This window comes from Nonomuraea sp. NPDC003560 (assembly GCF_042878785.1).
In the GTDB taxonomy this organism is placed as follows: domain Bacteria; phylum Actinomycetota; class Actinomycetes; order Streptosporangiales; family Streptosporangiaceae; genus Nonomuraea.
Genome location: NZ_JBIAOF010000001.1, coordinates 898,814 through 924,957, shown reverse-complemented (window position 1 = coordinate 924,957; position 26,144 = coordinate 898,814). Strand labels below are relative to the sequence as shown.

Genomic DNA, 26,144 nt, shown 5'->3' with positions numbered 1-26,144 from the left:
CTTCTCTCCTGCGGGTCGTCGAGAGGCTGGCGCGGCGGATCCCGCGCTGCTCATCCGTAACATTCGACCCGTCTGACACATCCCTTTCTGGGAATGGTTACGGACGGTGATCGAGTAGTGCCGTTCCGTGGGGAGATGTCATGCAGCTTCGGCTTGCCGCCGTCCTGGCCACCAGCCTGTCCGCCGGTGTGTGCGCCGTCGTCGGCGGCCCGGCCGTCCCGGCCGCGCCCGCCGTCACGGGCGACACGGGGGTCCGGGAGCAGGGGCGGCAGGCCGACTTCGCGGCCGCCGCGGCGGAGTTCGGGGTGCCGGTGAGCGTGCTGCTCGGGGTGTCGTACCTGGAGTCGCGGTGGGACGCCAACGGCGGCCGTCCCAGCACGGCGGGCGGGTACGGCCCGATGCACCTGGTGGACGTCGTGCCCGCCGGGCAGGCGGGCCCGGCCGCGGAGGGGTTCGCGCCGGGCGACGCCAGGGGCGACGACAGCCGCCCACTGCCCCGGTCGGCGACGCGACCGGTCCGCCGACCGGTCTCCCGGTCACCCCAGCCGGCCTCCCGATCGGCCTCGCAGTCGGGCTCCCGGTCGGCCTCGCAGTCGGGCTCCCGGTCGGCCTCGCGGTCGGCTTCCCGGTCGGCCTCGCAGTCAGCGGCGCGCTTGATGGCGGGGGCCGGCACGTCGGCGGACGCGGTGCCGGACGCGACGCTCGCGCTGGCCGGGCGGCTGGCCGGGGTCGTGCCGCGGGCGCTGCGCGCCGACCCGCGCGCCAACATCAGGGGCGGCGCCGCCCTGCTCGCCTCCTACCAGCGCCACCCCAGCCCCGACCCGGCCGACTGGTACGCGGCCGTCGCCCGCTACTCGGGCGCCCGCGACCCGCTCGCCGCGCGGTCGTTCGCCGACGAGGTGTTCGCGGTGCTGCGCGAGGGCGTCGCGCGGCGCACGGACGACGGCTTCGACGTGCGACTGGACGCCGTGCCCGGCCTGCGCCCGCCCGCGGCCCCGGCGAAGAGCGCGACCGGCGACGACAGCCCGACCGGCGACGACTACGACGAGGACGACGACCCGTTCTTCTTCTCCGACATGGAGCCCGAGGGCGACGACGACTCGGAGTCGGCCGACGAGTCCGACTGGGACGTGCCCGCGCAGGACGAGCTGCCGCTGACCGCCGCCGACTCCTCCGCCGGTTCGTCCGCCGAGTGCCCGAGCAGCCTCAGGTGCGAGTGGATGCCGGCCGCGTACGAGAGGTACGGCAAGAAGAAGGACCGCGGCTACGGCAACCACGACCGGGTCGAGGGCCGCCGCCAGATCGACTACATCGTCATCCACGACACCGAGGGCGGCTACCAGGGCATCCCGTCGATGATCGGCAACCCGAAGTACGTGAGCTGGCACTACACGATCCGCTCCCGGGACGGGCACGTCGCCCAGCACGTCCCGACGAAGGACATCGCCTGGCACGCCGGCAACTGGGACTTCAACGCCCGCTCGATCGGCATCGAGCACGAGGGCTACCTGGCCAGGGGTTCCTGGTACACCGAGGCGATGTACCGGTCGTCGGCCCGGCTGGTGCGCTACCTCGCCGGCCGGTACGGCATCCCGCTCGACCGCGCCCACATCCTCGGCCACGACAACGTGCCGGGCGCCACGGCGCAGGCGGTCGCCGGCATGCACGAGGATCCCGGCCCCTACTGGGACTGGGCCCACTACTTCGAGCTGATGAACCACCCGTTCAAGGGCGACGGGACGGGCTCGTCGGTGATCATCAGGCCGTCCTACGACGACAACCGGCCGTACTACACCGGCTGCGCCAGCACCAGGCCCGGCCGCCGGTGCCCGGAGCACGGCGCGGCCAGCGTGTGGCTGCACACCCGGCCGAGCGAGAGCGCCCCGCTGGTCACCGACGCCGGCAAGCACCCCGGGAAGCCGAGCACGTACAGCGTCTACGACCACAGCGCCCGCGCCTCGACCGGGCAGCGGTTCGCGGTGGCCGGACGGCAGGGCGACTGGACGGCGATCTGGTACCTGGGGCAGCGGGCCTGGTTCCTCAACCCGTCCTCCGCCCCCACGGCCGTGCCGGCGAAGGGCCCGCTGGTCACGCCGCTGGCCGCGGGCACCAAGGTGTACGGCCGCGCCTACCCGGAGCGGTCGGCGTACCACGGCGGCGGGGTGCAGCCGCTGACGCCGCTGCAGTACCGGATCGGGCCGGGGCAGTCGTACTCGCTGGGCGGCACGGTCACCGGCTCCTTCTACTCGGCCGGCGCCTTCAACCCGGCCAGGCACGTGCGGGTCGCGGGGTCCGTCCGGTACCACCAGATCCAGCTCGGGCATCGTGTCATGTTCGTCCAGGCCAAGGATGTGCGCGTCATCCGCTGAATTTCGCCCCACGGGGCTCGGGCTGCGCACGGGCACTCCGCGAAGACGATATGGTTTTCCCGTGGCCCCGCGAGTTCGCGGGGGATTCACGCGGAAGTGGCTCAGTGGTAGAGCATCACCTTGCCAAGGTGAGGGTCGCGGGTTCGAATCCCGTCTTCCGCTCGGAGTCAAACTCCTGGTGGAGTGGCCGAGAGGCGAGGCAGCGGCCTGCAAAGCCGTCTACACGGGTTCAAATCCCGTCTCCACCTCGGTGGTACAACGGACTCTCCTGGGTCCGGTAAAGTTAAGTGCGCCATGCGGAAGTGGCTCAGTGGTAGAGCATCACCTTGCCAAGGTGAGGGTCGCGGGTTCGAATCCCGTCTTCCGCTCTGAGTGACAACTCAACAAGGACGATTAGCTCAGCGGGAGAGCGCTTCCCTGACACGGAAGAGGTCACTGGTTCAATCCCAGTATCGTCCACCCACGCTCTTCGGAAGTCAGACCGGGTTTCGGTCCGGTCCGGACAGCGGTCAAGCCCCAGCGAACGGCAAGCGCCGGACGACTGGGGCTTCTTCGTTTCGCGGGCCGGGCCCCGCCTTACCGGGCAAGGCCCGCCCCGCGGCTCCAGACGCTCATCCCAGGCGGTCACCCATCGGACCGCCGGCCCCAGGGCCCGTACGGAGTTCTGGCCAGCGGCTCGTACTCGTCCGGTCGGGTCACGTCCCACAGGCTGCCGGTACGGAACCGCCACCTCACCGCGTTGAACAGCCGCCGCGGATCCGATCTCGGGCCGCGCTCATCCAGCGGTCGATCAGGGACCATTCTTCGCCGGTGAGGTCTCCCCGCCATGTTCGATGGCCTACCAGGGCCACCGGCCATGCTCCCCCAGGCTGTCGCGCGGCCTGGGTCAGTGCCTTGATGTCGGGGATTCGGTGTATCGCGGGCGTATCGAAAAGCGCATACGCCACCGCAACCGTCCTCCGTCTTCAGTAGATGCACCGATCACATGGTGGTGATCGGCTGCCGACGGCGGTCGCGGTCAGACCTGCAGCGGTCGGTTCGTCGTCAGGAAGGACCGTGATCATGGACTCTGTGGGTGGCGTCGGCCGGCGGCGGCTGCTCGGGTGGAGCGGGCTCGCGGCGGCCGGCGTGGTGGCGGCCGGCGCGCCGCTGGTGGGCGGCCGGCCGGGCAACCGGCAGCACCGTCCGGCCGCGACCGGCCCCGGCATCCCGCCGGACACCCGTCCCGGCGGAGCCTACGACCGGTACGTGGCGAAGCTGGCCGCGGAGGGCAGGTTCTCCGGCGTGGTGCTGCTGTCGCACCGGGGCCGGACGGTGCTGTCCCGCAGTTACGGCATGGCGGACAAGGAGAAGGGGATCCGCAACCACGAAGGCATCGCGTTCAGCCTCAGTTCGGCGGGCAAGCCGTTCGGCGCGGTGGCCATCCTGCAGCTGGTGCAGCAGGGCAAGGTGAAGCTGTCGGACACGGTGGGCACCCACCTGAGGGGCTACGCCAAGGACGTCGCCGAGCGGGTGACCGTCCACCACCTGCTCTCCGGCACCTCCGGGCTGAACACCCCGCAGGAGGACCCGCAGCGCATCTTCCGGAGCCGGGAGGAGGTGCACGAGTTCTACGAGCGGTGGGCCCGGAAGGCGAAGCTGGTGGCCGCCCCCGGCACCCCCACCGAACACGCCGGCGCCGACGTCGTCATCCCGGCGCTGATCGTGGAGGCGGTGACCGGCAGGACGTACTGGGAGTACGTCGAGGAGAACATCTTCAAGCGCTGCGGCATGACCGGCTCGGCGTTCTACACCAGGCGGCAGTGGCTCACCGATGCGCACATCGCGCACCCTCACATGAGGCTGGCGGACGGCAGCGTGGTGGACGCCGTCCGCAACCTGGGCAAGAGCAGCTCGAACCAGTCCACGCCGGGCAAGAACCCGGGCCGCGGCTTCATCGACGTCCCTGGGGACGGGGGCTTCGCCACCGCACCGGATCTGGTCCGGTTCGCGCACGCCCTGAGCGAAGGCACGGTGCTGGAACGGCCCTACGCCGAGGTGCTCACTGCGGCCAAGTTCCCCCACGGGCCGCAGTCGTTCGGGGCTTACCACATGGCGGTCCGCATCGTCAGCGGTCAGTGGGTGCACGGGCGCGCCGGCGCCAACCCCGGTGTCGGCGCCAGCTGGAACATCTACCCGTACACCGGCTGGGTCGGTGTCATCCTCAGCAACACCGACGGCGGGACGCTGCAGGAGCTGACCGGGCGGGAGGTACAGGCCGTCACCGGCGGCACGCCTGGCGGCGGCGGGGGCGGCGGGGGCGGCTGATGGTGAGGCGTGGCTCGCGCGCTCCGCTCGCCGGCTCACGGCAGCACGCTCATGTACGCCATGTTGCTCATGGACAGGCCTGTGTTCATGACCCGCTCGCGCAGTTCGCTGCTCAGGTGTGTCTCTTCGAGCCGCTCAACCGTTACGAGCGCGGACGGCCATCTGGCCGATTTCAGCCGGATCTCAGAGAGCTCTCTTCGCGATACGTGCCAGCCATGCTGCCTCAGCCGATGTTCGGTTTCGGTGACCACATCCTCCTTCGCGTTTCCGTCGAGGTAGATCACGAGGTCGTTCATTTCGATGTAGTTGTTCTCCCACTCGTGCGCCACGATGCTGTCTTCGCCGACGAGCCGGCCGATGGCCCGTAGCTCCGAGAGCATGGCCGGGTCCATGCGTGATATGCGGGGGCCGAAGAAGAAGTGCAGCGCGGCCCACACCAAGCCCATCACCACGAGGAAAACAGCCATAACCACAGGCGCTGTCACGGCGCTCTTCGGGCGGTTGCGTCCGTACGATCGTGTCATGCCACCTGCACCTTCGCGTTCATGCTCCCGGTCGGTACGCCCGGCGATCGAGGGCGAGCGCTGCCGAGGGCGCCATCGCTCCTTCGCGGGCCGGAACGGATCTCCCAGATCCTCTCAGAACGGCAGGACCTGGTTGATCGCCGACGTCGCGGCGGGCGCAACCCTGATCATTGCCATCCAACGTCGATGATCAGTAAGTTCGTGCCGGCGAAGTGCCGGTGCGTCAAGGGAGGTGCCGATGAGTTTCCGGCTGGCGGCGTACGCGGTGTGCATCGAGGACGAGCGGGTGCTGCTCGCTCGCCACGTACCACCCACAGGCGAGTCTGCCTGGACTCTTCCCGGCGGCAAGGTCGAACACGCGGAGGATCCGTTCGACGCGGTGATCCGGGAGATCGCCGAGGAGACCGGTTGCGACGCGGTGGTCGAACGCCTGCTGGGCGTGGACTCCCGGGTGATCCCCGCCGCCGTCGCCCGTGTCGGTGCCGAGCACCAGAATGTCGGCATCTTCTACCAGGCCCGCATCACCGGCGGCGAACTCCGGCCGGAGCCGAACGGCGAGATCGCGGAGTCGATGTGGACCCCGATCGCGGACGTCGCCGGCCTACGCCGATCATCGCTCGTCGACATCGGCCTCGCCCTGGCACAGACCCTTCCGGCGACCGGCCACGTCGCTCCCGTCCCGGTCGGTGGCCTGATCCAGCATTGAGGCCACCGCCGACATCTACCCGGCCCGCCCGACCGCCGTCCGACTCCGTGATCGGCAAGGCGATGACGGCGGCCTGGCTGCAGGGGTGAGTCGCGCCAAATCGTGATCAACCGGGGGGGTGAGAGCGCGCAGCGTGCTGTGGTCGGCGGGGACCTGGGCGCGGGCCGCGTCCACGAGTGCGGTGAGCAGGCCACGGTCGCGGGGGACCATCCGTTGGCGTTCGTCGTAGGTGACGAGCTGGTTGATCTCTTGGAAGAGCACGGCCCGGGTCACAGGTATTCGTGGGGGCCGGTGGGCACGGGTTCGCCGGCGGGCGGGTCGTCGTCGGACAGGCCGGTGAGGATGACGGCGAGTTCGGCGCGGGTGTGGATGCCGAGCTTGCGGTAGATGCGGGCGAGATGGGTGTCCACGGTGCGCTTGCTGATCGACAGCGTCGTGGCCACTTCCAGGTTGCTCATCCCGCGCAGCACCAGGTCGGTGACCCGGCGTTCGCCGACGGTCAGCACGTGGTCGTCCTGGCCGGGGACGAGGGCGGCGGCGCGGGCCGGGGCGGTGGCGGCGCGGTGCTTGTCGGCCAGGGCGGCCAGGCGGCCCGCGCCGCAGTCGGCGGCCAGCCGCAGCGCCAGGGCCAGCGTCTCGTGGGCCTTGCCGTCGTCGCCGGCCTGGCGCTGGGCGATGCCGAGGCGCAGCAGGGCCCTGGCGTGTTCGAGCCGGGCGCCCCGGTTGCCCAGCAGGGCGACGGCCTCGTGCAGCATGTCGAGCCGGACCCGTCCCTCGTGGGCGAGGCTGCCCGCGCTGAGCGCGCGGGCGACGACGGTGGGCGCGCCCCAGGCGCGGGCCAGCTCCAGCTCCCGTTCGGCCACCATGCGGGCCGCCGAGCGCTCCCCGGACAGGACGTAGGCCAGGATCGAGTTCGTGCCCCAGGGCACGCAGGCGGGGTTGGTGATGCCGGCGGCGGTCAGGCGGCGGCCGCACTCCAGCAGGGTCAGCAGGCCGTCGCGCGGGCGGCCCTGGGCGAGCCGGAGGCGGCCCAGGGCGTCGAGGGCCTGTCCGGAGATCATCGGGTGCCAGTCGCCGTACGGGGCGACGGACTTCAGCGCCGACTCCGCGGCCTCCAGGTCGCCGAACTCCACCAGCACCCGGGCGGCGCAGGCGGCGGCGGCCACGTGGAACCCCTCGGCCTGGCACTCGCGCGCGCTGACGACGGCGGCCTCGGCGTCGGCCAGCCCGGCCTCCAGGCTGCCGAGCTGGTAGCGCACCTCGGCCCGGGTCAGCAGCGCCAGCGCCAGGCCGGTGCCGGAGCCGGCCTCCTGGGTCTCGCTGACCAGGCGTTCGGCCCAGTAGGAGGCCTCGTCGAGGCGGTCGCCCCACACCAGCGGCAGCACGGCGGCCGCCGGCACCGGGCCCTGGCCGTCGAGGCAGCGCCGGGTCTGGGCGAGCGTGCGCGGCAGGCTGCGGCCCCGCGCGCCGGTGGCCAGGGCCAGCACGCTGAGGAACTCCCGGGCCGCCGGGCTGACCAGCGTGCCGAGGGAGCGTCCGAGCCGGCGCAGGCCGAGCCGTCCGGCCGAGCGGCCCCACAGCAGCGCCTGGGCGGCGAACACGAGCAGCAGGTCCGCGCCGCCGAACTGCGGGGCGGCGGCGGCGCTCTCGGCCGCGCCGGCGAAGACCTCGGCGGCCTCGGCGGAGTTCGCGGTGACCAGGATGTCGGCGAACGGCGCCAGCGACATCAGGGCGTGCGGGGCCATCCTGACCCGGCCGTAGGCGGTGCGCAGGTGGCGCAGGCAGGCGGGCAGGTCGCGGTGCTTCTCCACGGCGCCCAGCTCGGCGGTGACCTCCAGCACGGTGTCCTGGTCGTCGGTCTCGGCCAGCGCGCGGTGCAGGTAGCCGGTCGCGTCCTCCCACGAGTGCCTGGCGGCGGCCTCGCCGGCGGCCTCGCGCAGCACGGTGACGGTGAGCGGGTCGCCGGTCGGGCCGGCCGACATCAGGTGGCGGGCCGAACGGCGCAGCGGCGCGCCCAGCCGGTACAGCAGCGACGCGGTACGGCGGTGCAGCCGGTCGCGCTCGCCCGGGTCCATCCCGGCCAGCACGGCCTGCTGGATGCGCGGATGGGCGAAGCGGTCGGGCGGCGTGCCGGTGACCAGCCCGGCGCGGCGCAGCGCCTCCCCCGCCGCCCTGGCGGTGTCCTGGCCGTGCCCGGCGATCATGGAGGCGACCTCCATGCCGTCCTCGGGCGCGACGATGGCCAGGCTGCGCAGCAGGTCGACGCCCGCGGCGTCCACGCCGGAGCCGCTGCCGGACAACCAGCCGAGCGCGGTCTCGGTCAGCGCCAGCGCGCCGATCTCCAGCACCCGGGGCAGCTCGGCGCGCACCGGGCGCACGCCGGACCGGCCGAGCCGCCCGGCCAGCTCCCGCAGCAGCAGCGGGTTGCCCTGGGTGAGCCGGTGGCAGGCGGCGGCGACCTCCTCGCCGATCTCGTCCCCGGTCTCCTTCCCGCCGCCGAGCACCGACTCCATGAGCCGGGCGGCGCATTGGGCGCACAGGGGCGCGGGCCGCAGCAGCCGCGTGTACGGCAGCGCCGCCAGGTCTCTGACCAGGTCGTCGGGGCCGCCGGAGTCGGCGGTGGTGTCGGCGGTGGTGAGGACCATCGCGATGGGCAGGCCGTCGAGCCGCCGGGCGATGTAGGAGCACCACTGGGAGGACTGCGGATCGGTGTGGTGCACGTCGTCGACGGCGATGATCAGCGGCCGGTCGCCGGTGAAGGACCGGGTGGCCCGGTAGAGGCCGTGCAGCAGGTCGGGGGTGACGGGATGGCCCCGGTCGAGGCCGCCGCCCAGGTCGGGCCCGACGACGGAGCCCCCGCCGGACGGCGGCGCGCGCCCGGCAGTCATGAGCGGTTCGAAGAGCTGGCGGACGACGCCGAACGGGTGGTCGCGCTCGGTGGGATGCCCCCGGGCCATCAGCAGCAGCGCCCCCACCTCGCCCCTGGCCGCCAGCGCGGCGTTGAGCAAGGTCGTCTTGCCCATGCCCCGGGACCCCTGGATCAGCAGGACGGAGGGACCGCCGGCACGGACCCTCGACAGCGCCTCCCGCATCGCGGCGGTCTCGACATCACGGTGTAGCAGCGGCTGTCCCGAAGACATCGCCACTCCCCACAGTTCGGCCCCCCTGAAACTGTCCACCAGGATCATGCCGCCTCAGGCGGGCGGGCTGTCAATACCTAGGCGCACGAATCCGACTAATCCGGACTATTGGCACCAGGTTCAACAGCCGGCCCACGCCGGGGCGCATGCGCATTCCCGACGGACCAATACGTATTTTCCCCCGTCGTACCGATGAAATGCGTACGCCGGAATTACGTCTTTACACCGGATCCGGCCCGATGCGACTCTGCGATCAACCGATATGGACCCGATACGGGGAGGGCCATGGACCGCCCACGTCTCAAGGCGCACTTCACACCCCAGGTGATCGACGGGTCGAAGGTGTTTCTCCTGGCCGAGGGGCAGCACTACCTCGTCCAGTCGGCGGGGGCCGGGAAACTCCTTCCCTACCTGGACGGACGGCGTACCGTCGCGGAGATCGCGAGCGCGCTGAGCGACGAAGTGCCGCTGCCGCAGACGCTCATCGCCATTCGCAAATTCGCCGCATTCGGCCATCTCGCCAATGGCCGCCCGGATTGGCCGGACAGCACGCTGGCATTCTGGGACGCGCAGGGAATTGACCCGGTCCACGCCCACGACGCGCTCTCCCGCGCCGAATTCACCGTCGTGGCCTGCGCGGGGGCCGACGCCGCGCCGCTGCTCCCGGTGCTGCGCGAGCACGGATTACGTATGCGTACGGCCAGTGTGGAGGAGGCGGCCGCCGAGCCCGGCGGGACGATGTCGGTCGTGGTGGCCGGCGACTACCTCGACCCGGCGCTCGACCGGCTCAACGCCGCCTACCTGGCCGCCGGGCACCCGTGGGCACTGGTGAAGCCGGGCGGGATCACGCTCTGGGTCGGCCCGGTGCTCCAGCCGGGACGTACCGGCTGCTGGGCCTGCCTGGCACAGCGGCTGGCCGGGAACCGGCAGGTCGAGCGGTACCTGGCGGGCAAGCGCGGCGGCGGGGTGCCCTTCCACCCGGCGCGGGAGTCGGCGCCCGCCGGTCCGGCCGTGGCGGGCGGGCTGCTGGCCGTGGAGCTGGCGCGGATCGCCGCGGGGGCGGCCTCCTCGCGGCTGGAGGGCCGGATGACCACCGTCGACCTGCGCACGCTCGGCGTCATGGAGCACACCCTGGTCCGGCTGCCGCAGTGCCCGGCCTGCGGCGATCCCACGCTGATCAGCCAGCGCAGCCCCAAGGTCGCGCTGTCGGCGCGCAGCGCCCGGCACGTCACCGACGGCGGCTACCGCATCGAGCCGCCCGCGCGTACGTACGCCCGGCTGGAGAAGCACATCAGCCCGCTGATCGGCGCGGTCACCCGGCTGCACACCTTCGCCGAGCAGGACAACGGCGTCACCTACAGCTTCACCGCGGGCCACAACTTCGCCATGATCGGCGACAACATGGACCTGCTGCGGCGCAACCTGCGGGGGCAGAGCGGCGGCAAGGGCCGGACCGAGGTGCAGGCCAGGGTGAGCGCGCTGTGCGAGGCCATCGAGCGCTACTCGGGGGTCTGGCGCGGCGAGGAGCCGGTCACCGAGGCCGCCTACGCCGACCTCGACCCGGCGGTGGCCGTCCACCCGGAGTCGCTGCTGCACTTCTCCGACGCCCAGTACGCCGGCCGCGAGGAGTGGAACAAGGACCCCGCGCACCGGCTGCACCTGGTGCCCGAGCGGTTCCGTACGGACCTGCCGATCGACTGGTCGCCCGCCTGGTCGCTGACCGAGGAGCGGGAGCGGCTGGTGCCCTCCGGCTACGCCTGGTACGGCCACCCCGACCTGGAGCGCCACTTCTACTGCGTGGGCGACTCCAACGGCAACGCCTCGGGCAACTCGATCGAGGAGGCCGTCCTGCAGGGCTTCTGCGAGCTGGTCGAGCGCGACGCGGTGGCCCTGTGGTGGTACAACCGGGCCCGGCGGCCGGCCTTCGACCTGGACTCGCTGCGCGACCCGTACGTCGACACCGTGCGCGAGTTCTACCGCGGCATGGACCGCGACCTGTGGCTGCTGGACATCACGACCGACCTCGGCATCCCGGCGTTCGTCGGGGTCTCGCACCGGCTGGGGCACCCGGTGGAGGACGTCATCGTCGGGTTCGGCGCGCACCTCGACCCGCGGATCGCCGCCATCAGGACGCTGACCGAGGTCAACCAGTTCCTGCCCTCGGTGGAGCGGCGCGACGAGCACGGCGAGACGCTCTACCTGGACGACGACGTCGCCACGCTGGCCTGGTGGAAGGAGACCAAGCTGGCCGAGGAGCCGTGGCTGGTGCCCGACCCCGCCGCGCGTCCCCGCACCCTGGCCGACTACGCCCGCTCGGACGGCGGCGACCTGGCCGGTGACGTGCAGACCTGCGTGGCCAGGGCCGCCGCGGCCGGGATCGAGGTCATCGCGCTCGACCAGAGCCGCCCGGACCTGGAGCTCAGCGTGGTCCGGGTGATCGCGCCCGGCATGCGGCACTTCTGGCGGCGGCTCGGCCCCGGCCGGCTGTACGACGTGCCGGTCTCGCTCGGCTGGATCCCCGAGCCCCGCGCCGAGGACGAGCTCAACCCGACCAGCGTCTTCTTCTGACCGGTTCGCGAGGCCCCCGCGTGACGGAGAGGAGCGGGCCATGGACGAGACCAAGCTGCGGCTGCGGCGGGACGCGGAGCTGACCGAGGCGGACGGGCAGGTGCGCATCTCCGCGCCGGCCGGCTCGCTCGGCCTGCGCGGGCTCGACGCCGGGACCACGGCCGCCCTGCGGATCCTGGCCGGCGGCGACGCGGGCGAGACCGCCCTGGCGGCGACGGTGGGCGAGGCCGGGCTGCTGCGCTGGAACCTGCTGGTACGCCGCCTGTCCAGAGCCGGCCTGCTGGAGTACGCCGCGGCGGGGGCCCGGCTGCGCCCGGTCGGCGCCGGGAGCGTGGAGCCCGCGCCCGCGCCGGCGGCGGACACGCCGATCAGGCTGTCGCGCTTCGCCGTCGTCACCGCCGGGGAGGGCGTGCTGACCGTGCGCTCCCCGCGCAGCCCGGCGGTGGTCGAGCTGTCGCCGGCCGCCTGCGGGCTGCTCGGCGCGCTGGCGTCCTGGACGACCCCGGCGGACCTGGCGGACGGCGGCCAGGAGGGGAGCCAGGGGTGGGGGCATGCGCTGCGGTTCCTGGCGGCGGCGGGCGTGCTGGCCACCGGCCCCGAGGACGACGACCTGCGCCAGGCCCAGTGGCACCCGCGCGACCTGTGGCTGCACGCCCACAGCCGCGGCCCGCGCTGGACCGGCCGCTACGGCGGCACGTACGCCTTCACCCCCCGCTTCGACCCGGTGCCCGCCGATCCCCCGCCGTTCACCGGCGAGCGGATCGAGCTGCCGCGCCCCGACCTGGAGCTGCTGGCCAAGACCGACCCCAGCCTGACCGACACGCTGGAACGCCGCCGCTCCCTGCGCGAGCACGACCCGGCCGCGCCCATCACGCTGGCCCAGCTCGGCGAGCTGCTCTACCGGACGATGCGGCGGCGGGCCGTGTTCACCTCGCCGGACGGCCAGGAGCTGGCCGACCGGCCCTACCCCTCCGGCGGCTCGGTGCACGAGCTGGAGGTCTATCCGCTGATCGTGTCCTGCCAGGGGGCCGGGCCGGGGCTGTGGCACTACGACACCGCCGGGCACGCCCTGGAGCTGGTCTCGCCGCCCACGCCCGCCGTGCGGGCGCTGGTCGAGCGGGCCAGATCGGCGGCCCAGCTCAGCGGCGACCCGCAGGTGGTGCTGACCGTCACCGCCCGCTTCGGCCGGGTGATGTGGAAGTACGAGACGATCGGCTACTCGCTGGTCCTCAAGCACGTGGGCGTGCTCTACCAGACGCTCTACCTGGCCGGCACGGCCATGGACCTGGCCGTGTGCGCGCTGGGCGGCGGGGACGCCGCCGACTTCGCGCTGGCCAGCGGCCTGGACTACCTGACCGAGGGCAGCGTCGGCGAGCTGATCGTCGGCAGCCGGCGGTGACGCACATGACGGCACGACGGCGGCCCGGCGGCCGCTTCCAGGGGACGGCGTGATGAAGTTCCGGTTCAAGGCGTTGCAGCGCATGCGGGAGCCCGACGAGCTGGACTCGCCGACGCTGCTGGCCTCCCCGCGCGGGTGGATCGCCACGTTCGTGGTGCTGATCATCGTGGTGGCCGCGGGGGTGTGGTTCTTCGCCGGGCGGCTGCCGGTCACGGTGCCCGCGGTGGGGCTGCTGACCCATCCCGGCGGCACGGCGCGGCTGCAGAGCCCGTACGGCGGGACGGTGCGCTCGATGCTCGTCCAGCCGGCCGAGGCGGTGCGGGAGGGCCAGGCGGTGGCGGTCATCGCCGCCGACGGCGGGTCGGAGCAGGTGGTGCGCAGCCCGTTCAGCGGGCGGGTGGTCGCCGGCTCCGCCGTGCCGGGGCACGTGGTCAGGGAGGGCGAGGAGCTGCTGCTCGTCGAGCGTACGGACGCGCCGGGCGACCGGCTGGTGGCGATGTTGTTCGTGCCGGTCGACCGGGCGATGGGCGTGGTGCCGGGCAAGCCGGTCGATCTGTCGGTCTCCTCGGCGCCGCCCGGCGCGTACGGGCTGCTGCGCGGCCGGGTCGCGTCGGTCAGCGCCTACCCCGTGATGACCGAGCAGGCCGCCGACCTGGTGGGCGGCGAGGACCCGGCGCGCGGCTACCTGCGGAACACGCCGTCCAGGCTGGTGATCGTGGACCTGGTGCGCGATGCCGGCACGCCGTCCGGCTACGCCTGGTCGACCAGGAAGGGGCCGCCGGTGGGCCTGCAGTCGCAGGTCTCCGTCAGCGGCGCGATCGGGCTGGGCAGCCAGACGCTGTTCGACCTGCTGCTCGGGCGCTGAGGTGGGCCGCGTGAACGCCCCCGCCGCCCGGCCGAAGGAGGGATGCGTGACCACGACCAGCGCCCCCGGGAGGGACGTGTGACCACCACCGGCGTCCCCGAGCAGGGGCATGCGGACCAGGCCCCCGGGAAGCCCGCCGCGCCCGCTCCCCCGGCCGCTCCCGTACGGCGGCGGCGGTGGAGGTGGCGGCGGCGCACGCCGACGGTGATCCAGATGGAGGCCGTGGAGTGCGGGGCCGCCTCGCTGGCGATGATCCTCGGCTACCACGGCAAGTTCGTGCCGCTGGAGGAGCTCCGCTCGGCCTGCGGCGTCTCCCGCGACGGCGCCAAGGCCTCCAGCGTGGTGGCCGCCGCCCGCCGCTACGGGCTGATCGCCAGGGGCTTCCAGATGGAGGCCGAGGACCTGCGCTCGCTGACCGAGCCGGCCATCGTGTTCTGGGCGTTCCAGCACTTCATGGTCCTGGAGGGGGTGCGCAGCCGGTTCGGCAGGAAGGCCGTCGCGGTCAACGACCCGGCGGGCGGCCCCCGGATGATCGACTGGGACGACTTCGACTCCGGCTTCACCGGCGTGGTCCTGACGTTCGAGCCGGGGCCGGACTTCCGGCCCGGCGGCCGGCCCACCCGGGTCGGGCAGGCGCTGCTGGCGCGGCGGATGCCGTCGGGCCGCGCGCTCCCGCTGGTGCTGCTGGCCAGCCTGCTGCTGGTCGTGCCGGGCATCATCGGGCCGGCGTTCAGCCGGGTGTTCATCGACCGGATCCTGACCGGGCGCGACCCGGGCTACCTGGTGCCGCTGCTGTTCGCGATGGGGGTCACCGCGGTCGTGGTGTTCGTGCTGACCTCGGTGCAGCGGCACTACCTGCTGCGGCTGGAGATCCGGCTCGGCCTGGTCAGCTCGGCCCGGTTCTTCCGCCATCTGCTGCGGCTGCCGGTGGAGTTCTTCCTCCAGCGCCGTCCGGCCGAGGTGGCCAAGCGGGTGCAGGCCAACGACGGCGTGGCCGAGATCCTCTCCCGGGACCTGGCCGTCACGCTGGTGAACCTCGTCCTGGTGCTGTTCTACGCGGCCGTGCTCATCCGCTACGACGTGCTGCTCGGGCTGGTCGGGGTGTCGATGGCGCTGCTGAACATCGCGGTGCTGCGCCAGGTGTCGCGGGCGCGGACGGACGCGGTGGCGGCGCTGCGGGCCGACCTGGGGAACCTGACCTCCACCACGTTCAACACGTTGCAGCTCGTGGAGACGGTCAAGGCGACGGGGGCCGAGCCGACGGCGTTCCAGCGCTGGGCCGGGTTCCTGGCCAAGGCGGTCACCGCCAAGCAGCGGCTGGGCGTGGCCACGGCGACGCTGACCGTCGTGCCGCCGCTGCTGGCCGGGATCAACAGCGGGCTGATCCTGCTGATCGGCGGGCTGCGGGTGGTGGACGGGGTGATCAGCGTCGGCATGCTGGTGGCGTTCCAGACGCTGCTCAACGCCCTGTCCAGGCCGGTCACCCAGCTCACCAACCTGGGCGGCCAGCTGCAGGACATCTCGGCCGACATCTGCCGCCTGTACGACGTCGAGAAGTACCCGATGGCCAGGACGTTCGAGCGGGCCGCCGCCGGCGGGGAGCAGGCCGACCCCGGCGGGCGCCTGGACGGGCGGCTGGAGTTCGCCGACGTGACCTTCGGCTACAACGCGCTCGCCGCCCCCGTCATCAGGAACCTGTCGTTCACCGTGGTGCCGGGCCGCCGGGTGGCGATCGTCGGCAACTCCGGCAGCGGCAAGTCCACCGCCGGCAAGCTGGCCGCCGGCCTGTACGCGCCGACCTCCGGCCAGGTGCTGCTGGACGACCGGCCGCGCGACGACCTGCCGCGGGCCGTCGTGGCCTCCTCCGTCGCCTACGTGGACCAGGACATCACCCTGTTCGAGGGCACCGTGCGGGACAACCTGACGCTGTGGAGCGACGACGTGCCGGACGAGGTGGCGGTCTCGGCACTGCGCGACGCGGCGCTGTTCGACCTGATCGCGGCCCGGCCCGGCGGCCTCAACAGCCGGGTGCTGGAGGGCGGCAGGAACCTCAGCGGCGGCCAGCGGCAGCGGCTGGAGCTGGCGCGTGCCCTGTCGATCCAGCCCACGCTGCTGATCCTGGACGAGGCGACCAGCGCCCTGGACCCGGAGACCGAGCGGACCATCGCCGACAACCTGCGCCGGCGCGGCTGCGGCTGTCTGATCATCGCGCACCGGCTGTCCACCGTGCGCGACGCCGACGAGATCATCGTGCTCGACCGCGGCGAGGTGGTCGAACGCGGCCGGCACGCCGAGCTGCTGGCGCTCGACGGCCACTACGCCGAGCTGCTCAGGAGCTCGCGCAAGAACGGCGACGGCGGATGACCCGGCAGACGACACGGCGGACGACACGGCGGACGACAGGGCGGACGACACGGCGGACGACAGGGCGGACGACACGGCGGACGACACGGAGGATGACGCAGTGCTGAAGGTGGCCGGTTTCTCCCCGTTCTTCACCGACGCCGCCACGCCGGTGGACTACTCGGCGGAGAACCTGTTCGTGGTGTCGGGCGTGCGCGAGGTACTGCTGGTGGAGGAGGGCGCGGTCGACCTGTTCGCGGTGCGGCTGGAGGGCGGCCGTCCGGTCGGCCGGTGGCACTACCTGTGCCGGGTCCGGCAGGGCACGCTGCTGCCGGGCTCGCCCAAGGGGCCCAGGCACGGCATCGTGGGCCGTCCGGTGCTCGGCACTCGCGTGTCGCGTCTGCCGCTGGCCAGGCTGGGCGAGCTGTCGGGCACCAACCGGTCGGCGACGATGTCCACCGCCGAGTACGGGCTGGCCGTCCGGCAGTTCGTCCGCGGGCTGGAGGCGGGGATGATCGCGCTGGCCACCGCGCTGCGCGACGCGCTGCCGCCGCGCGAGTTCGTCCCGCTGCTGCCCGACGCGGTGACCGAGCTGCCCGCCGGGCGCGCCGCCCGGTCGGTGGACGGCGTGCGGTGGATGACGGTCGAGGCGGGCGCGGTCGAGATGCCCGACGGGGTGGCCGGCGTGCTGACCGCGGGCGCCGAGCTGGCGGTGACCGAGCGGGACTGGCTGGTCGCCGACGCGCCCGCCCGGCTGCGCGCCCGTTCGACCTGGCAGTTGCTGGCCGACGAGACGATCTGGGCCCGCTGGGTCGAGCACGCCATCCGCTTCCTCTACACCGTGGACCGCCGGGTCGAGCGGCGGCGGGCGCAGGAGCTGGAGGCGTTGCGGCGGCGCAAGGAGCGCGAGGCCGGCACGACCCGCGCGGCCCGCCGCGGCTTCGACACGCTGGTCCGCGACACCGAGGCCAAGGTGCGCCTGGCCGACGTCACCGCCGACCCGCCGGCGCTGGCCGCGGCCAGGCTGGTGGCCTCGCACGGCGGGTTCACCGTGACCGCGCCGCCGCCCGGCCAGGCCCGGGGGTCCGATCCGCTGCAGGCCGTCGCGCTGGCCTCCGGGGTGCGCACGCGCTCGGTCCGGCTGGACGACGGCTGGTGGAAACACGACATCGGGCCCATGGTGGGCTACCGGTCCGACGACGGGACGCCGGTGGCCCTGCTGCCGATCGGCTCGCGGTACGTGGTGGCCCAGCCGGGCCACAGCCGGGTCACGCCGATCACCAAGGCGGTGGCCGCCACGCTGAGCGGCAAGGCCGAGGTGCTGTACCAGCCGCTGCCGCGCGAGGTGCGGACCGTGGCCGGGCTGCTGCGCTTCGGCCTGGCCCGCAACGGCCGCGACCTGTGGGTGCTGGCCTCCCTGGGCACGCTGGTGGCGGTCATCGGCCTGCTGGTGCCCGCGATGACCGGGCTGGTGCTGGGGACGTTCGTGCAGCGGGCCGAGCGCGACCTCATCGTGCAGGGCGCGGCGCTGGTGATCGGCGGCGCGCTGGTGGCGGGGGCGCTGTCGATCGTGCAGAACGTCGCGGCCCTGCGCATCGAGGGCCGTTCGTCGGCCCGGGTGCAGGCGGGCGCGTGGACCCGGCTGCTGTCGCTGCCCGTCACGTTCTTCGGCCGGTACTCCACCGGCGAGCTGGGCACGACCGTGCTGGGCGTGAGCGCGGCGCAGGAGACGCTGTCGGGCGTGATGACGACGGCGACGCTCGGGCTGTTCGGCGGGCTGGCCAACCTGGCGCTGGTGTACTTCTACGACGTCGGCCTGGCGCTGCTGGCGACCCTGCTGGTGCTGGCCGGCGTGCTGGTGTGCGCGGTCGCCGGCTTCTTCGAGGTGCGCCTGCAACGCCGCCTGTACGAGCAGGAGCAGCGGCTGTCCTCGCGGGTGTTCCAGCTGCTGTCGGCGGTGCCCAAGCTGCGCGTGGCGGCCGCGGAGGACCAGGCGTTCGGCGTGTGGACGCGCGACTTCATGGCCACCAGGACCACCTCGGCCGCGGCCCGGCGGCTGCAGAACGTGGTGACCACCTTCAACGCCGGGTTCCCGCTGGTCTGCTCGGTCGTGATCTTCGCCGTGGCCGCCGGGCCGCTGCGCGGGCAGCTCCCGATCAGCGCGTTCCTGGCCTTCTTCGCCGCGTTCAGCCTGCTCATCGCCTCGGTGTTGCAGTTCACCGGGGCGGCCATCACGGCCATGGGCGTCGTGCCGATGCTGGAGAAGCTGGCGCCGGTGCTGGAGGCCGAGCCGGAGGACCACGCGGGCAAGGCCGACCCCGGCGACCTGTCGGGCCGCGTCAGCCTGTCGCGGGTGTCCTTCCGCTACGGCGCGGACGGCCCCGCGGTGCTCACCGACATCGACCTGTCGATCGAGCCCGGCGAGTTCGTCGCGATCGTGGGCCCGACCGGCAGCGGGAAGTCCACCATCCTGCGCCTGCTGCTCGGCTTCGAGCAGCCCGACGTCGGCTCGGTCCTGTACGACGGCCAGGACCTGGGCGAACTGGACCTCGGCGCGGTGCGCCGGCAGTGCGGCGTGGTGCTGCAGAACGGCGCGCTGCTGGCCGGCGACATCAGGCAGAACATCGTCGGCAGCACGAACCACACCATCGACGACGCCTGGGAGGCGGCGGCGATGGCCGGCATCGCCGACGACATCACGGCCATGCCGATGGGCATGCACACCGTCCTGTCGGAGGGCACGAACACGCTCTCCGGCGGCCAGCGGCAGCGCATCATGATCGCCAGGGCGCTGGTCTCCCGGCCCCGTATCGTCTTCTTCGACGAGGCGACCAGCGCCCTGGACAACCCCGCCCAGAACGTCATCGCCGAGAGCACCCGGCGGCTCAACGCCACGCGCGTGGTCATCGCCCACCGGCTGTCCACCGTCCGGGACGCCGACAAGATCCTGGTGCTCGACGGCGGGCGCATCGTCCAGCAGGGCACCTACGACGAGCTGCTCGCCGAGGAGCAGGGGCTGTTCGCGCGGCTGGCGCGGCGGCAGATGTGAGCGCACGGGAGGAGCCGTCATGGAGTTCGCGCTGCTGATCCACGGGCCGGAACGGGCCTGGGCCGAGCTGTCCGGACAGGACCGCGCCGCGCTGTTCGGCGCCTACCTCGACTTCGGGCGGGAGCTGCGGGAGGCCGGCGTCACGGTGCTGTTCGGCGCGCGGCTGGCCCGCCCGGACGCGGCGAAGGGGGAGCCGCGCGAGGACGGCCGTCCCGAGCTGGGCGGCATGTGGATCCTCGACCTGCCGTCGGAGGAGGCGGCGCTGGAGTGGGCCGGGCGCCTGCCGGCCGGGCCGGGCGACCGGGTCGAGTTACGGCGCTGCGACCGTGGAAGGATGTCACGATAGTGCCAACCGGGGCTCTGCCCGCGCCCCACCACGCCTTTGGGGCAGAACCCACAGGGAGGTAGACGACTCATGGACTTCGTGCTGCTGATCCACGGCGACGAGATGCTCTGGGACGCCTTCAGCGAGAGCGAGCGGGAGCGGATGGCCGAGGCGCACCGCCAGTTCGGCCGGGCGATGGCGATGGCGGGGGTCAAGGTCAAGTACGGCGCGGGGCTGACCAGGTCCAGGGAGGGCAAGCTGGTCAGGCCCGACGGGCCCGCCGTCGACGGGCCGTACGCGGTCGGGCGGGAGCAGATCGGCGGCATCTGGGTCATCGAGGTCCAGTCGGCCGAGGAGGCCGAGTCGTGGGCGCGCAAGATGCCCTACGCGCCCGGCGACATCGTCGAGGTGCGCCCCTGCGACCCGGCCTCCTGAAGGCTCGGGCCCCGGGCCGCCCTCAGTAGCGGGCTCTGCGGCTGAGCAGCACGCCCACGGCCAGGAACAGCAGGCCGGCGGCGCCGTACACGATGGCCAGCGAGGTCGCGGGCGGCTTCTCGCTGGCGTTCACGACGGCCAGCCCGAGGCCCACGATCGCGCTGATGTAGCTGAAGATCGCGATGAAGATCTTCCAGAACGGACTCATGACGTGCTTCCTTCCGATGGGTGCTGAGCCGGTCCGTACGGTGCGGTCCCGGCGACGACGAAGCCGAGCAGCATGACCCAGGCGTCCGGGTCGGCCAGGAAACGCCGCCAGCGGTCGGCGGCCAGGGCCAGCCCCGCCATCGGCAGCGCGCCCGAGGCGACGAGCGGCGCCAGGCGTTCGGGCCCCAGGTGCGGGGCGAAGGCCGCGGTGGGGTGGGTGTCGTTGGTGGTGGCGAACGGGCGCAGCACCACGTCGGCGAACCCGCCGCGGCGCAGCAGCCGGGTGAGCTTCCTGCCGATCTGCCGGTCGCCTCCGGCGCCGCGCTGGGCCTGCGCCATGGTGGCGTGCACGGAGGCCAGCTCCGGGTACATCGGATCGGCCAGCCCCCACAACATGCTGTCCACCTCGACGACCACGATCCGGCCGCCGGGACGCAGCACGCGCAGCGCCTCGGCCAGCATCGGCGCCGGATCGCCCACGTGCTGCAGTACGTACCGCAGCAGTACGCCGCCCACGCTGCCGGTACGCAACGGCAGCCGGGCGCCGTCGGCGGTGACCAGCGGCGCGCCGCAGCCGCCCGCGTTGCGCAGCAGGGCGGCGTCCACGTCGAGCGCGATGACCGGCAGCCCCGGCTCGGCGGCGCGCAGCCTGCGGGTGACCGCGCCGGACCCGGCGCCGAGCTCCAGCAGCGGGCCCTGGCCGAGCAGGCCGAGGTCGCGCATGATGCGCAGCTCCTCCTCGAAGGAGAGCGCCGCCTGGGCCTCCAGCCGGGCCAGCTCGCCCGCCACGCCTCCCCAGGTGGTGTTGGCGGCGTCGTAGGAGCCGGTCGCGGCCTGAGCACTCACCCGGGCGCTCACCGGGGCGCTCACCGGGGCCTCGGGGTCATCATCAGGCCGTGCCGGGGCCGCAGCGTGACCAGCGCCTCGGGCTCGACGGGGAAGCCCGGCACCAGCTCCATGCGCAGCCCGCGCAGGATCACCGCGAGCACGAGCGTGGCCTCGACCAGCGCGAAGTGCCGTCCGACGCAGATGCGCGGGCCGCCGCCGAAGGGCAGGTACTGGTGGCTGAGCAGCCGGGCGGCCCGGTCGGGGTCGAACCTCTCCGGCCGGTACGCATCCGGCTGCTCCCAGTACCTCGGATCCCGGTGCAGCACCCACGGGCTGACGCACACCAGCGACCCGGCCGGTACGTCGTAGCCGTCGAGCACGTCGTCGGCCGTCCCGCGGCGCGAGATCAGCCAGACCGGCGGGTAGAGCCGCATGGCCTCCTGGACGGCCTGCCGGCAGCGCCGCAGCCTGGGCAGGTCGGCGGCCGTGGGCGAGCGGCCGGCCAGCACCTCGTCGATCTCGGCGTGCACCGCCTCGGCCGCCGCCGGGTTGCGGTCCAGCAGGTAGAGCGTCCAGGTCAGCGACTTGGCGGTGGTCTCGTGCCCGGCCATCACGATGGTCAGCACCTGGTCGCGCAGGTCGGCGTCGGACATCGCGTGCCCCTCGGCCAGCATCGCGCCGAGCAGGTCGTCGCCCGCGCCGCCGGCCCGGCGGGCGGCGATGATGAGCCTGGTGACCCGGTCGAGGAAGGCCCGCGCGCGCAGGAAGCCGGCGTGCCGGGCGGCCGTGTCGGCCGGGTCGGGGTCGTCGCTGGGCACGTAGTGGCCGATGAAGCGGTTGACCGCGTCCACGGCGCGGCCGAAGCCCTCGCCCGCGACGCCGATGTCGGTGCCCAGCATGGCCTTCACGATCACGGTGAGGGTGAGCGAGGTCAGGTCGTGGTCGACGCGTACGGGCCGGCCGCCGGCCCAGTGCGCCACCAGGTTCTCGGCCGCCTCCACGATGACCCGGTCGAACCGGCCCACCTCGGCGGGCCTGAACGCGGGCGCGCACATCCTGCGCTGGGCCGCCCACTCGGCGCCGTCGCTGGTCAGCAGGCCGTTGCCGAGCAGGGGGCGGAGCATGTCGTCGTCCGGCGTGCGTTCCTTGGTGTAGGCGGCGCCGTTCTCCTTCAGCACGTGCCTGGCCAGGTCGGGGCGGTTGAGCATGTAGACCGGCTCGCCGTCGGCGTCGTGGCGGGTGACGTCGCCGAGGGCCGCCATGGCGGTGACGAACTCCAGCGGAGCGTCGCGCATGGCCCTCAGGCTCTGGGTTCCGGCGGGTCCCGGCGGCACCCGGGGGGATACGTACGTCCCGGACATGGGTTCTCCCGATGGCTTACGCAGACGAATATTCTCGATACGCATTTCCGGCCATCGAATACGTATATCGCTTCGTATTGTTCCGGTCGGCGTATTTGCAGAGTACCTTTTAAGCAGAGGGCTCTCAATACTTAATCCAGGGCCCCGGAAATTAAGTCTAGGCACTGCGAATTCGGCTGTGTAAGACTCCGTTCCGAGACGGCGCACCGCGCCGAAGGGGAAAAGCTCCAGGAGGACGCAATGGCCCTGAACCCCAGAGAGCGGACCGAATTCGTCAACGCCTACACGCGAGTCCTGATCACCGCGTGGTCGAGCGAGGAATTCTCGGCGAAGCTGGACAGCAACCCCCGTGAGGCGCTGGCCGAGGCCGGCCTCGAGGTTCCCGCGGGCGCCCAGATCAACCTCGTGCGCAATGTTCCCGACGGCCACCACGACACGAACCTCGACGTGCAGGTCTCGCTGTGGGAGCGCGGGCTGGAGACGGGGACGTTCGAGTTCCACATCCCCGAGACGCCGCAGATCGACATGGCCGAGCTGAGCGAGGGCGACCTCGACTCGATCGCGGCCGGCGACGTCAACTGCTGCTGCTGCCCCTGCTGCTGCTGCACCTGACGCCGGGAGCCACGCACGCCAAGAGGAGGTAGAGGAGATCATGTCCGACGACCAGGCGAACCCCATCCACGTACGGGGGCTGCGCAAGCAGTACGGTCCCGCTCTCATCCTGCAGGGTGTGGACCTGGACGTTCGTCCCGGAGAGGTGTTCGCCTTACTCGGCCCCAACGGCGCGGGCAAGACGACCACGGTCGAGATCCTCGAAGGCGTGCGCAGGCGTTCGGGCGGCGACGTGCGAGTCCTCGGCCGTGACCCGGCCGAGGACGCCCCGCAGTGGCGGGCGCGGCTCGGCATCGTGCCGCAGACGACGGGCGCCTACGCGGACCTGACCGTCCGCGAGGTCGTCGAGCACTTCGCCGCCTTCTACCCCGCGCCGCTGCCCGCGGCGCAGGTGATCGACATGGTGGGCCTCGGCGCCAAGGAGCGCAAGCAGGCCCAGACGCTCTCGGGCGGCCAGCTGCGCCGCCTGGACGTGGCCGTCGGCGTCGTCGGCGACCCCGACCTGATCTTCCTCGACGAGCCGACCACCGGGCTGGACCCGGAGGCCCGGATGGAGGCGTGGGACCTGGTCCGCTTCTTCGCCGACCAGGGCAAGACGACCGTGCTGACCACCCACTACCTGGACGAGGTGGAGGCGCTGGCGCAGCGCGCGGCCGTGATCGTGGCCGGCCGGATCGTCGAGACCGGGCCGGTGAGCGAGCTGGGCGGACGGCGCGACACGCCCGCCGCTGTCAGTTTCACCCTCACCCCCGAGCTGAGCGCGGCCGACCTGCCGGACCTGCCCGCGGGCACCGCGCTCGACCCGTCCTGCACGCCCGGCGTGCCCGGCGGCACGCTCACGCTGCTCACCCACACGCCCACGCGGGCCCTGGCCGCGCTGTTGCCCTGGGCCGCCCGCGCGGGCGCCGACGAGCTGCCCGACCTGCGCGTCCACCGGCCCACGCTGGAGGACGTCTACCTCAAGCTGATCCGCGAGAACCAGGGGGCCCAGGCATGACCAGCTCGAACGCGATCGTGGCCGAGCAGGGCCGTCCCGTGCGCGCGTCGGGCGGCGGGTCGGGGCTGTGGCGGGCGTCGGCGGCCCGTTCGTCGGTGGAGCTGAAGTCGTTCTTCCGCAACCGGCAGTCGTTGTTCTTCACGCTGCTGCTGCCGATCGTGCTGCTGCTGGTGCTCGGCTCGATCTTCTCAGGCACGGTCCCCGGCACGCACACCGACTTCAAGCAGATGTTCGTGGCCGGGATCATCGCCTGCGGCATCATGAGCGTCAGCTTCAACGGCCTGGCCATCAACATCGCGATCGAGCGGGACAACGGCATGATCCGCCGCCTGGCCTCCTCGCCGATGCCGAAGACGGCGTACTTCGTCGGCAAGATCGTCCGGGTGGTGGTGACCGGGGTGCTGGAGGCGGCGATCCTGCTGGGCGTCGGCGTCGCGCTGTTCCGCCTGCCGCTGCCGCCGAACGCCGGACACTGGCTGACCTTCGCCTGGGTGCTGCTGCTCGGGGCGACGTCCTGCTCGCTGCTGGCGGTGGCCTTCAGCGCGATCATCCCCAACGCCCGCTCGGCCGCGGCGATCGTCACGCTGCCGTTCCTGGTGCTGCAGTTCATCTCCGGGGTGTTCTTCCCCTACAGCGAGCTGCCGGCGTGGATGCAGAGCCTGGCGGCGTTCTTCCCGCTGAAGTGGATGACGCAGGGCCTGCGCTCGGTGTTCCTGCCGGCCGACTTCGCGGTGGTGGAGCCCGCCGGCGCGTGGGAGCTGGGCAGGACCGCCGCGGTGCTGGGCGGCTGGTGCCTGGCGGCGCTGCTGCTGAGCCTGCTGACCTTCCGCTGGCGCGGCGCCAACGTCCGCTGACCGGGGAAGGGTCTCAGATGGCGAGGGTGAAGCCGGTCAGCCTCCTGGGCACCAGGCCCGGCGCCCAGGCGGGCGGCTTCCCCGTGCGGCGCAGCCCGGGATACCGCTCCAGCAGCCCGCTCAGCAGCAGCCCGCCGGCCTGCCTGACCAGCGGTGCGCCCAGGCAGAGATGGGTGCCCGCGCCGAAGGCCAGATGGGGGTTGGGCGACCGGGTGACCAGCAGCTCGTCGGGCCGGTCGAACACCGCCGGATCGCGGTTGGCCGCCCCGACCAGGGCCAGCACCCTCGCCCCCGCCGGGATCAGGCCGCCCTCCAGCGGGACCGCCTCGGTGGTCACCCGGGCGGTGAACGGGATCGGCGACTCCAGCCGCAGCAGCTCGTCGACGGCCTGCTCGGCCACCTGCGGGCCGCCGTCCCTGATCAGGCCGGCGGCCTCTTCGCGCGGCAGCAGCCAGTGGAGGGCGTTGCCCACCATCTCGGCCAGCGGCTTCCACCCGCCGACGACCGTGAGCGCGGCGATGCCGAGCATCTCGGCCCTGGTCAGCCGGTCGTCGGCGGCCAGCCGCCCGAACGGCGAGCCGCCCGGCCCGTTCCCGGCGGCCTCGGCGGCGGCGTCGGCGCGCTCGCCGAGGAAGCGGGTGAGCTCGCCCATCGCGGCCCGCCCGGCCGCGGCGGCCTGCGGCCCGGCCAGCGGGTCGAGGTTGACCGACACACGGGCGGCCAGCCCGGCGAAGGCCGGCACGTCGGCGGCCGGCAGGCCGAACAGCCTGGCCAGCACGCCGGTGGCCAGCGGCTCGCCGAGGTCGGCGGTGGCCTCGATCTCCTCCCGGCCGGCCAGCCCGTCGAGCACCGCGCCGATGCCGGCCTCGATGTCGCCGGCGATGCCGCGAATCGCGGCCGGGCCCATCAGCAGCGCGCCGGGCGAGCGCAGGCGCTGGTGCTCGGGGGGATCGGTGGTCAGCATCGACGGCGGCAGCTCGTCGTCCCTGACCCGCTCCCGCTGCCCGAGCGCGGCCGAGAAGCGCGGGTCGCGCAGCGCGAGCGCGCAGTCGGCGTGCGCGGTCAGCAGCCACATGCGCGAGGTGACGTCGAAGTGCACGGGATCGTGCTCGCGCAGCCAGCGGTACGCCGGATACGGGTCGAGCCGCCCGCGAGGAGAGAACGGGTGCGGCAGGTGGCCGGGCAGCGTGCGGGGTGCCGTCATGGCGTCTCCTCGTGATCAGGCCGAGGACAAACTACTACAGAGGATGTGCCG

General features: G+C 73.1%; 20 protein-coding genes and 4 tRNA genes. 17 read left to right on the top strand and 7 right to left on the bottom strand.

Features of this window, described 5'->3' with window-relative positions:
• Positions 1 to 234: 234 nt before the first annotated feature.
• Complete coding sequence (locus ACFYUV_RS04410; protein WP_387665311.1) at positions 235 to 645, bottom strand: PT domain-containing protein; 411 nt, start codon at positions 643 to 645, stop codon at positions 235 to 237.
• An 11-nt stretch (positions 646 to 656) separates the two neighbouring features.
• Between ACFYUV_RS04410 and ACFYUV_RS04405 the strand changes: the two genes are divergently transcribed.
• The 6 genes from ACFYUV_RS04405 to ACFYUV_RS04380 all read left to right on the top strand — a co-directional run bounded on the left by ACFYUV_RS04405 (position 657) and on the right by ACFYUV_RS04380 (position 4,676).
• The gene (locus ACFYUV_RS04405; protein WP_387665308.1) at positions 657 to 2,369 is read left to right on the top strand and encodes an N-acetylmuramoyl-L-alanine amidase; all 1,713 of its coding nucleotides are present in this window, start codon (positions 657 to 659) and stop codon (positions 2,367 to 2,369) included.
• A 90-nt stretch (positions 2,370 to 2,459) separates the two neighbouring features.
• Positions 2,460 to 2,531: transfer RNA gene (locus ACFYUV_RS04400), tRNA-Gly, on the top strand.
• A gap of 15 nt (positions 2,532 to 2,546) precedes the next feature.
• Positions 2,547 to 2,617, top strand: a tRNA-Cys gene (locus tag ACFYUV_RS04395).
• A gap of 48 nt (positions 2,618 to 2,665) precedes the next feature.
• Positions 2,666 to 2,737: transfer RNA gene (locus ACFYUV_RS04390), tRNA-Gly, on the top strand.
• A gap of 19 nt (positions 2,738 to 2,756) precedes the next feature.
• A tRNA-Val gene (locus tag ACFYUV_RS04385) sits at positions 2,757 to 2,828 on the top strand.
• Between the two features lie 603 nt (positions 2,829 to 3,431).
• Positions 3,432 to 4,676: a serine hydrolase domain-containing protein gene (locus ACFYUV_RS04380; RefSeq protein WP_387664758.1), complete on the top strand. Its 1,245-nt coding sequence runs from the start codon at positions 3,432 to 3,434 to the stop codon at positions 4,674 to 4,676.
• A gap of 35 nt (positions 4,677 to 4,711) precedes the next feature.
• Here the strand turns inward: ACFYUV_RS04380 and ACFYUV_RS04375 are convergent, their stop codons facing one another.
• Positions 4,712 to 5,200: a hypothetical protein gene (locus ACFYUV_RS04375; RefSeq protein ID WP_387664756.1), complete on the bottom strand. Its 489-nt coding sequence runs from the start codon at positions 5,198 to 5,200 to the stop codon at positions 4,712 to 4,714.
• Between the two features lie 238 nt (positions 5,201 to 5,438).
• On the opposite strand from ACFYUV_RS04375, the gene ACFYUV_RS04370 reads away from it, so the two are divergent.
• Positions 5,439 to 5,906, top strand: coding sequence for an NUDIX hydrolase (locus tag ACFYUV_RS04370; protein ID WP_387664754.1), 468 nt, complete (start codon positions 5,439 to 5,441; stop codon positions 5,904 to 5,906).
• A 269-nt stretch (positions 5,907 to 6,175) separates the two neighbouring features.
• On the opposite strand, the gene ACFYUV_RS04365 is transcribed toward ACFYUV_RS04370, so the two are convergent.
• Positions 6,176 to 9,046 (bottom strand): ATP-binding protein, encoded by a 2,871-nt coding sequence (locus ACFYUV_RS04365; RefSeq protein WP_387664751.1) that lies wholly within the window; start codon positions 9,044 to 9,046, stop codon positions 6,176 to 6,178.
• 285 nt (positions 9,047 to 9,331) lie between these two features.
• Between ACFYUV_RS04365 and ACFYUV_RS04360 the strand changes: the two genes are divergently transcribed.
• The 7 genes from ACFYUV_RS04360 to ACFYUV_RS04330 all read left to right on the top strand — a co-directional run bounded on the left by ACFYUV_RS04360 (position 9,332) and on the right by ACFYUV_RS04330 (position 20,030).
• Positions 9,332 to 11,614 (top strand): TOMM precursor leader peptide-binding protein, encoded by a 2,283-nt coding sequence (locus ACFYUV_RS04360; RefSeq protein WP_387664748.1) that lies wholly within the window; start codon positions 9,332 to 9,334, stop codon positions 11,612 to 11,614.
• Between the two features lie 40 nt (positions 11,615 to 11,654).
• Positions 11,655 to 13,013: a SagB family peptide dehydrogenase gene (locus tag ACFYUV_RS04355; RefSeq protein ID WP_387664746.1), complete on the top strand. Its 1,359-nt coding sequence runs from the start codon at positions 11,655 to 11,657 to the stop codon at positions 13,011 to 13,013.
• Positions 13,014 to 13,065: 52 nt separating this feature from the next.
• Positions 13,066 to 13,878: an HlyD family efflux transporter periplasmic adaptor subunit gene (locus ACFYUV_RS04350; protein WP_387664743.1), complete on the top strand. Its 813-nt coding sequence runs from the start codon at positions 13,066 to 13,068 to the stop codon at positions 13,876 to 13,878.
• 42 nt (positions 13,879 to 13,920) lie between these two features.
• Positions 13,921 to 16,242, top strand: coding sequence for an NHLP family bacteriocin export ABC transporter peptidase/permease/ATPase subunit (locus ACFYUV_RS04345; protein WP_387664741.1), 2,322 nt, complete (start codon positions 13,921 to 13,923; stop codon positions 16,240 to 16,242).
• 100 nt (positions 16,243 to 16,342) lie between these two features.
• Positions 16,343 to 19,270: an NHLP bacteriocin export ABC transporter permease/ATPase subunit gene (locus ACFYUV_RS04340; RefSeq protein ID WP_387664739.1), complete on the top strand. Its 2,928-nt coding sequence runs from the start codon at positions 16,343 to 16,345 to the stop codon at positions 19,268 to 19,270.
• 19 nt (positions 19,271 to 19,289) lie between these two features.
• A complete protein-coding gene (locus tag ACFYUV_RS04335) occupies positions 19,290 to 19,616 on the top strand; it encodes a YciI family protein (RefSeq protein ID WP_387664736.1) in 327 nt (108 codons plus the stop codon).
• 69 nt (positions 19,617 to 19,685) lie between these two features.
• Positions 19,686 to 20,030 (top strand): YciI family protein, encoded by a 345-nt coding sequence (locus ACFYUV_RS04330; protein WP_352356825.1) that lies wholly within the window; start codon positions 19,686 to 19,688, stop codon positions 20,028 to 20,030.
• Between the two features lie 22 nt (positions 20,031 to 20,052).
• On the opposite strand, the gene ACFYUV_RS04325 is transcribed toward ACFYUV_RS04330, so the two are convergent.
• From ACFYUV_RS04325 to ACFYUV_RS04315, 3 genes are read right to left on the bottom strand one after another with little or no spacing between them, the layout of a single operon-like run.
• Positions 20,053 to 20,238 carry a hypothetical protein gene (locus tag ACFYUV_RS04325; protein WP_189646391.1) on the bottom strand — a complete coding sequence of 62 codons (186 nt, stop codon included), beginning with the start codon at positions 20,236 to 20,238 and terminating at the stop codon, positions 20,053 to 20,055.
• Positions 20,235 to 21,083 carry a class I SAM-dependent methyltransferase gene (locus ACFYUV_RS04320; RefSeq protein WP_387664733.1) on the bottom strand — a complete coding sequence of 283 codons (849 nt, stop codon included), beginning with the start codon at positions 21,081 to 21,083 and terminating at the stop codon, positions 20,235 to 20,237. Before ACFYUV_RS04320 ends, ACFYUV_RS04325 begins: the two co-directional genes overlap by 4 nt.
• A 20-nt stretch (positions 21,084 to 21,103) precedes the next feature.
• On the bottom strand, positions 21,104 to 22,360 hold the full coding sequence (locus ACFYUV_RS04315) for a cytochrome P450 (protein WP_387664730.1): 1,257 nt from the start codon (positions 22,358 to 22,360) through the stop codon (positions 21,104 to 21,106).
• A 306-nt stretch (positions 22,361 to 22,666) separates the two neighbouring features.
• On the opposite strand from ACFYUV_RS04315, the gene ACFYUV_RS04310 reads away from it, so the two are divergent.
• From ACFYUV_RS04310 to ACFYUV_RS04300, 3 genes are read left to right on the top strand one after another with little or no spacing between them, the layout of a single operon-like run.
• Entirely contained in the window at positions 22,667 to 23,038 is a 372-nt protein-coding gene (locus ACFYUV_RS04310) for a hypothetical protein (RefSeq protein ID WP_358285393.1), read from the top strand.
• A gap of 40 nt (positions 23,039 to 23,078) precedes the next feature.
• Positions 23,079 to 24,035: an ABC transporter ATP-binding protein gene (locus ACFYUV_RS04305; protein WP_358285392.1), complete on the top strand. Its 957-nt coding sequence runs from the start codon at positions 23,079 to 23,081 to the stop codon at positions 24,033 to 24,035.
• Positions 24,032 to 24,889, top strand: coding sequence for an ABC transporter permease (locus ACFYUV_RS04300; protein ID WP_387664727.1), 858 nt, complete (start codon positions 24,032 to 24,034; stop codon positions 24,887 to 24,889). The genes ACFYUV_RS04305 and ACFYUV_RS04300 overlap by 4 nt, the downstream gene beginning before the upstream one ends.
• 13 nt (positions 24,890 to 24,902) lie before the next feature.
• Here the strand turns inward: ACFYUV_RS04300 and ACFYUV_RS04295 are convergent, their stop codons facing one another.
• A complete protein-coding gene (locus ACFYUV_RS04295; protein ID WP_387664725.1) occupies positions 24,903 to 26,093 on the bottom strand; it encodes a cytochrome P450 in 1,191 nt (396 codons plus the stop codon).
• Positions 26,094 to 26,144 lie beyond the last annotated feature (51 nt).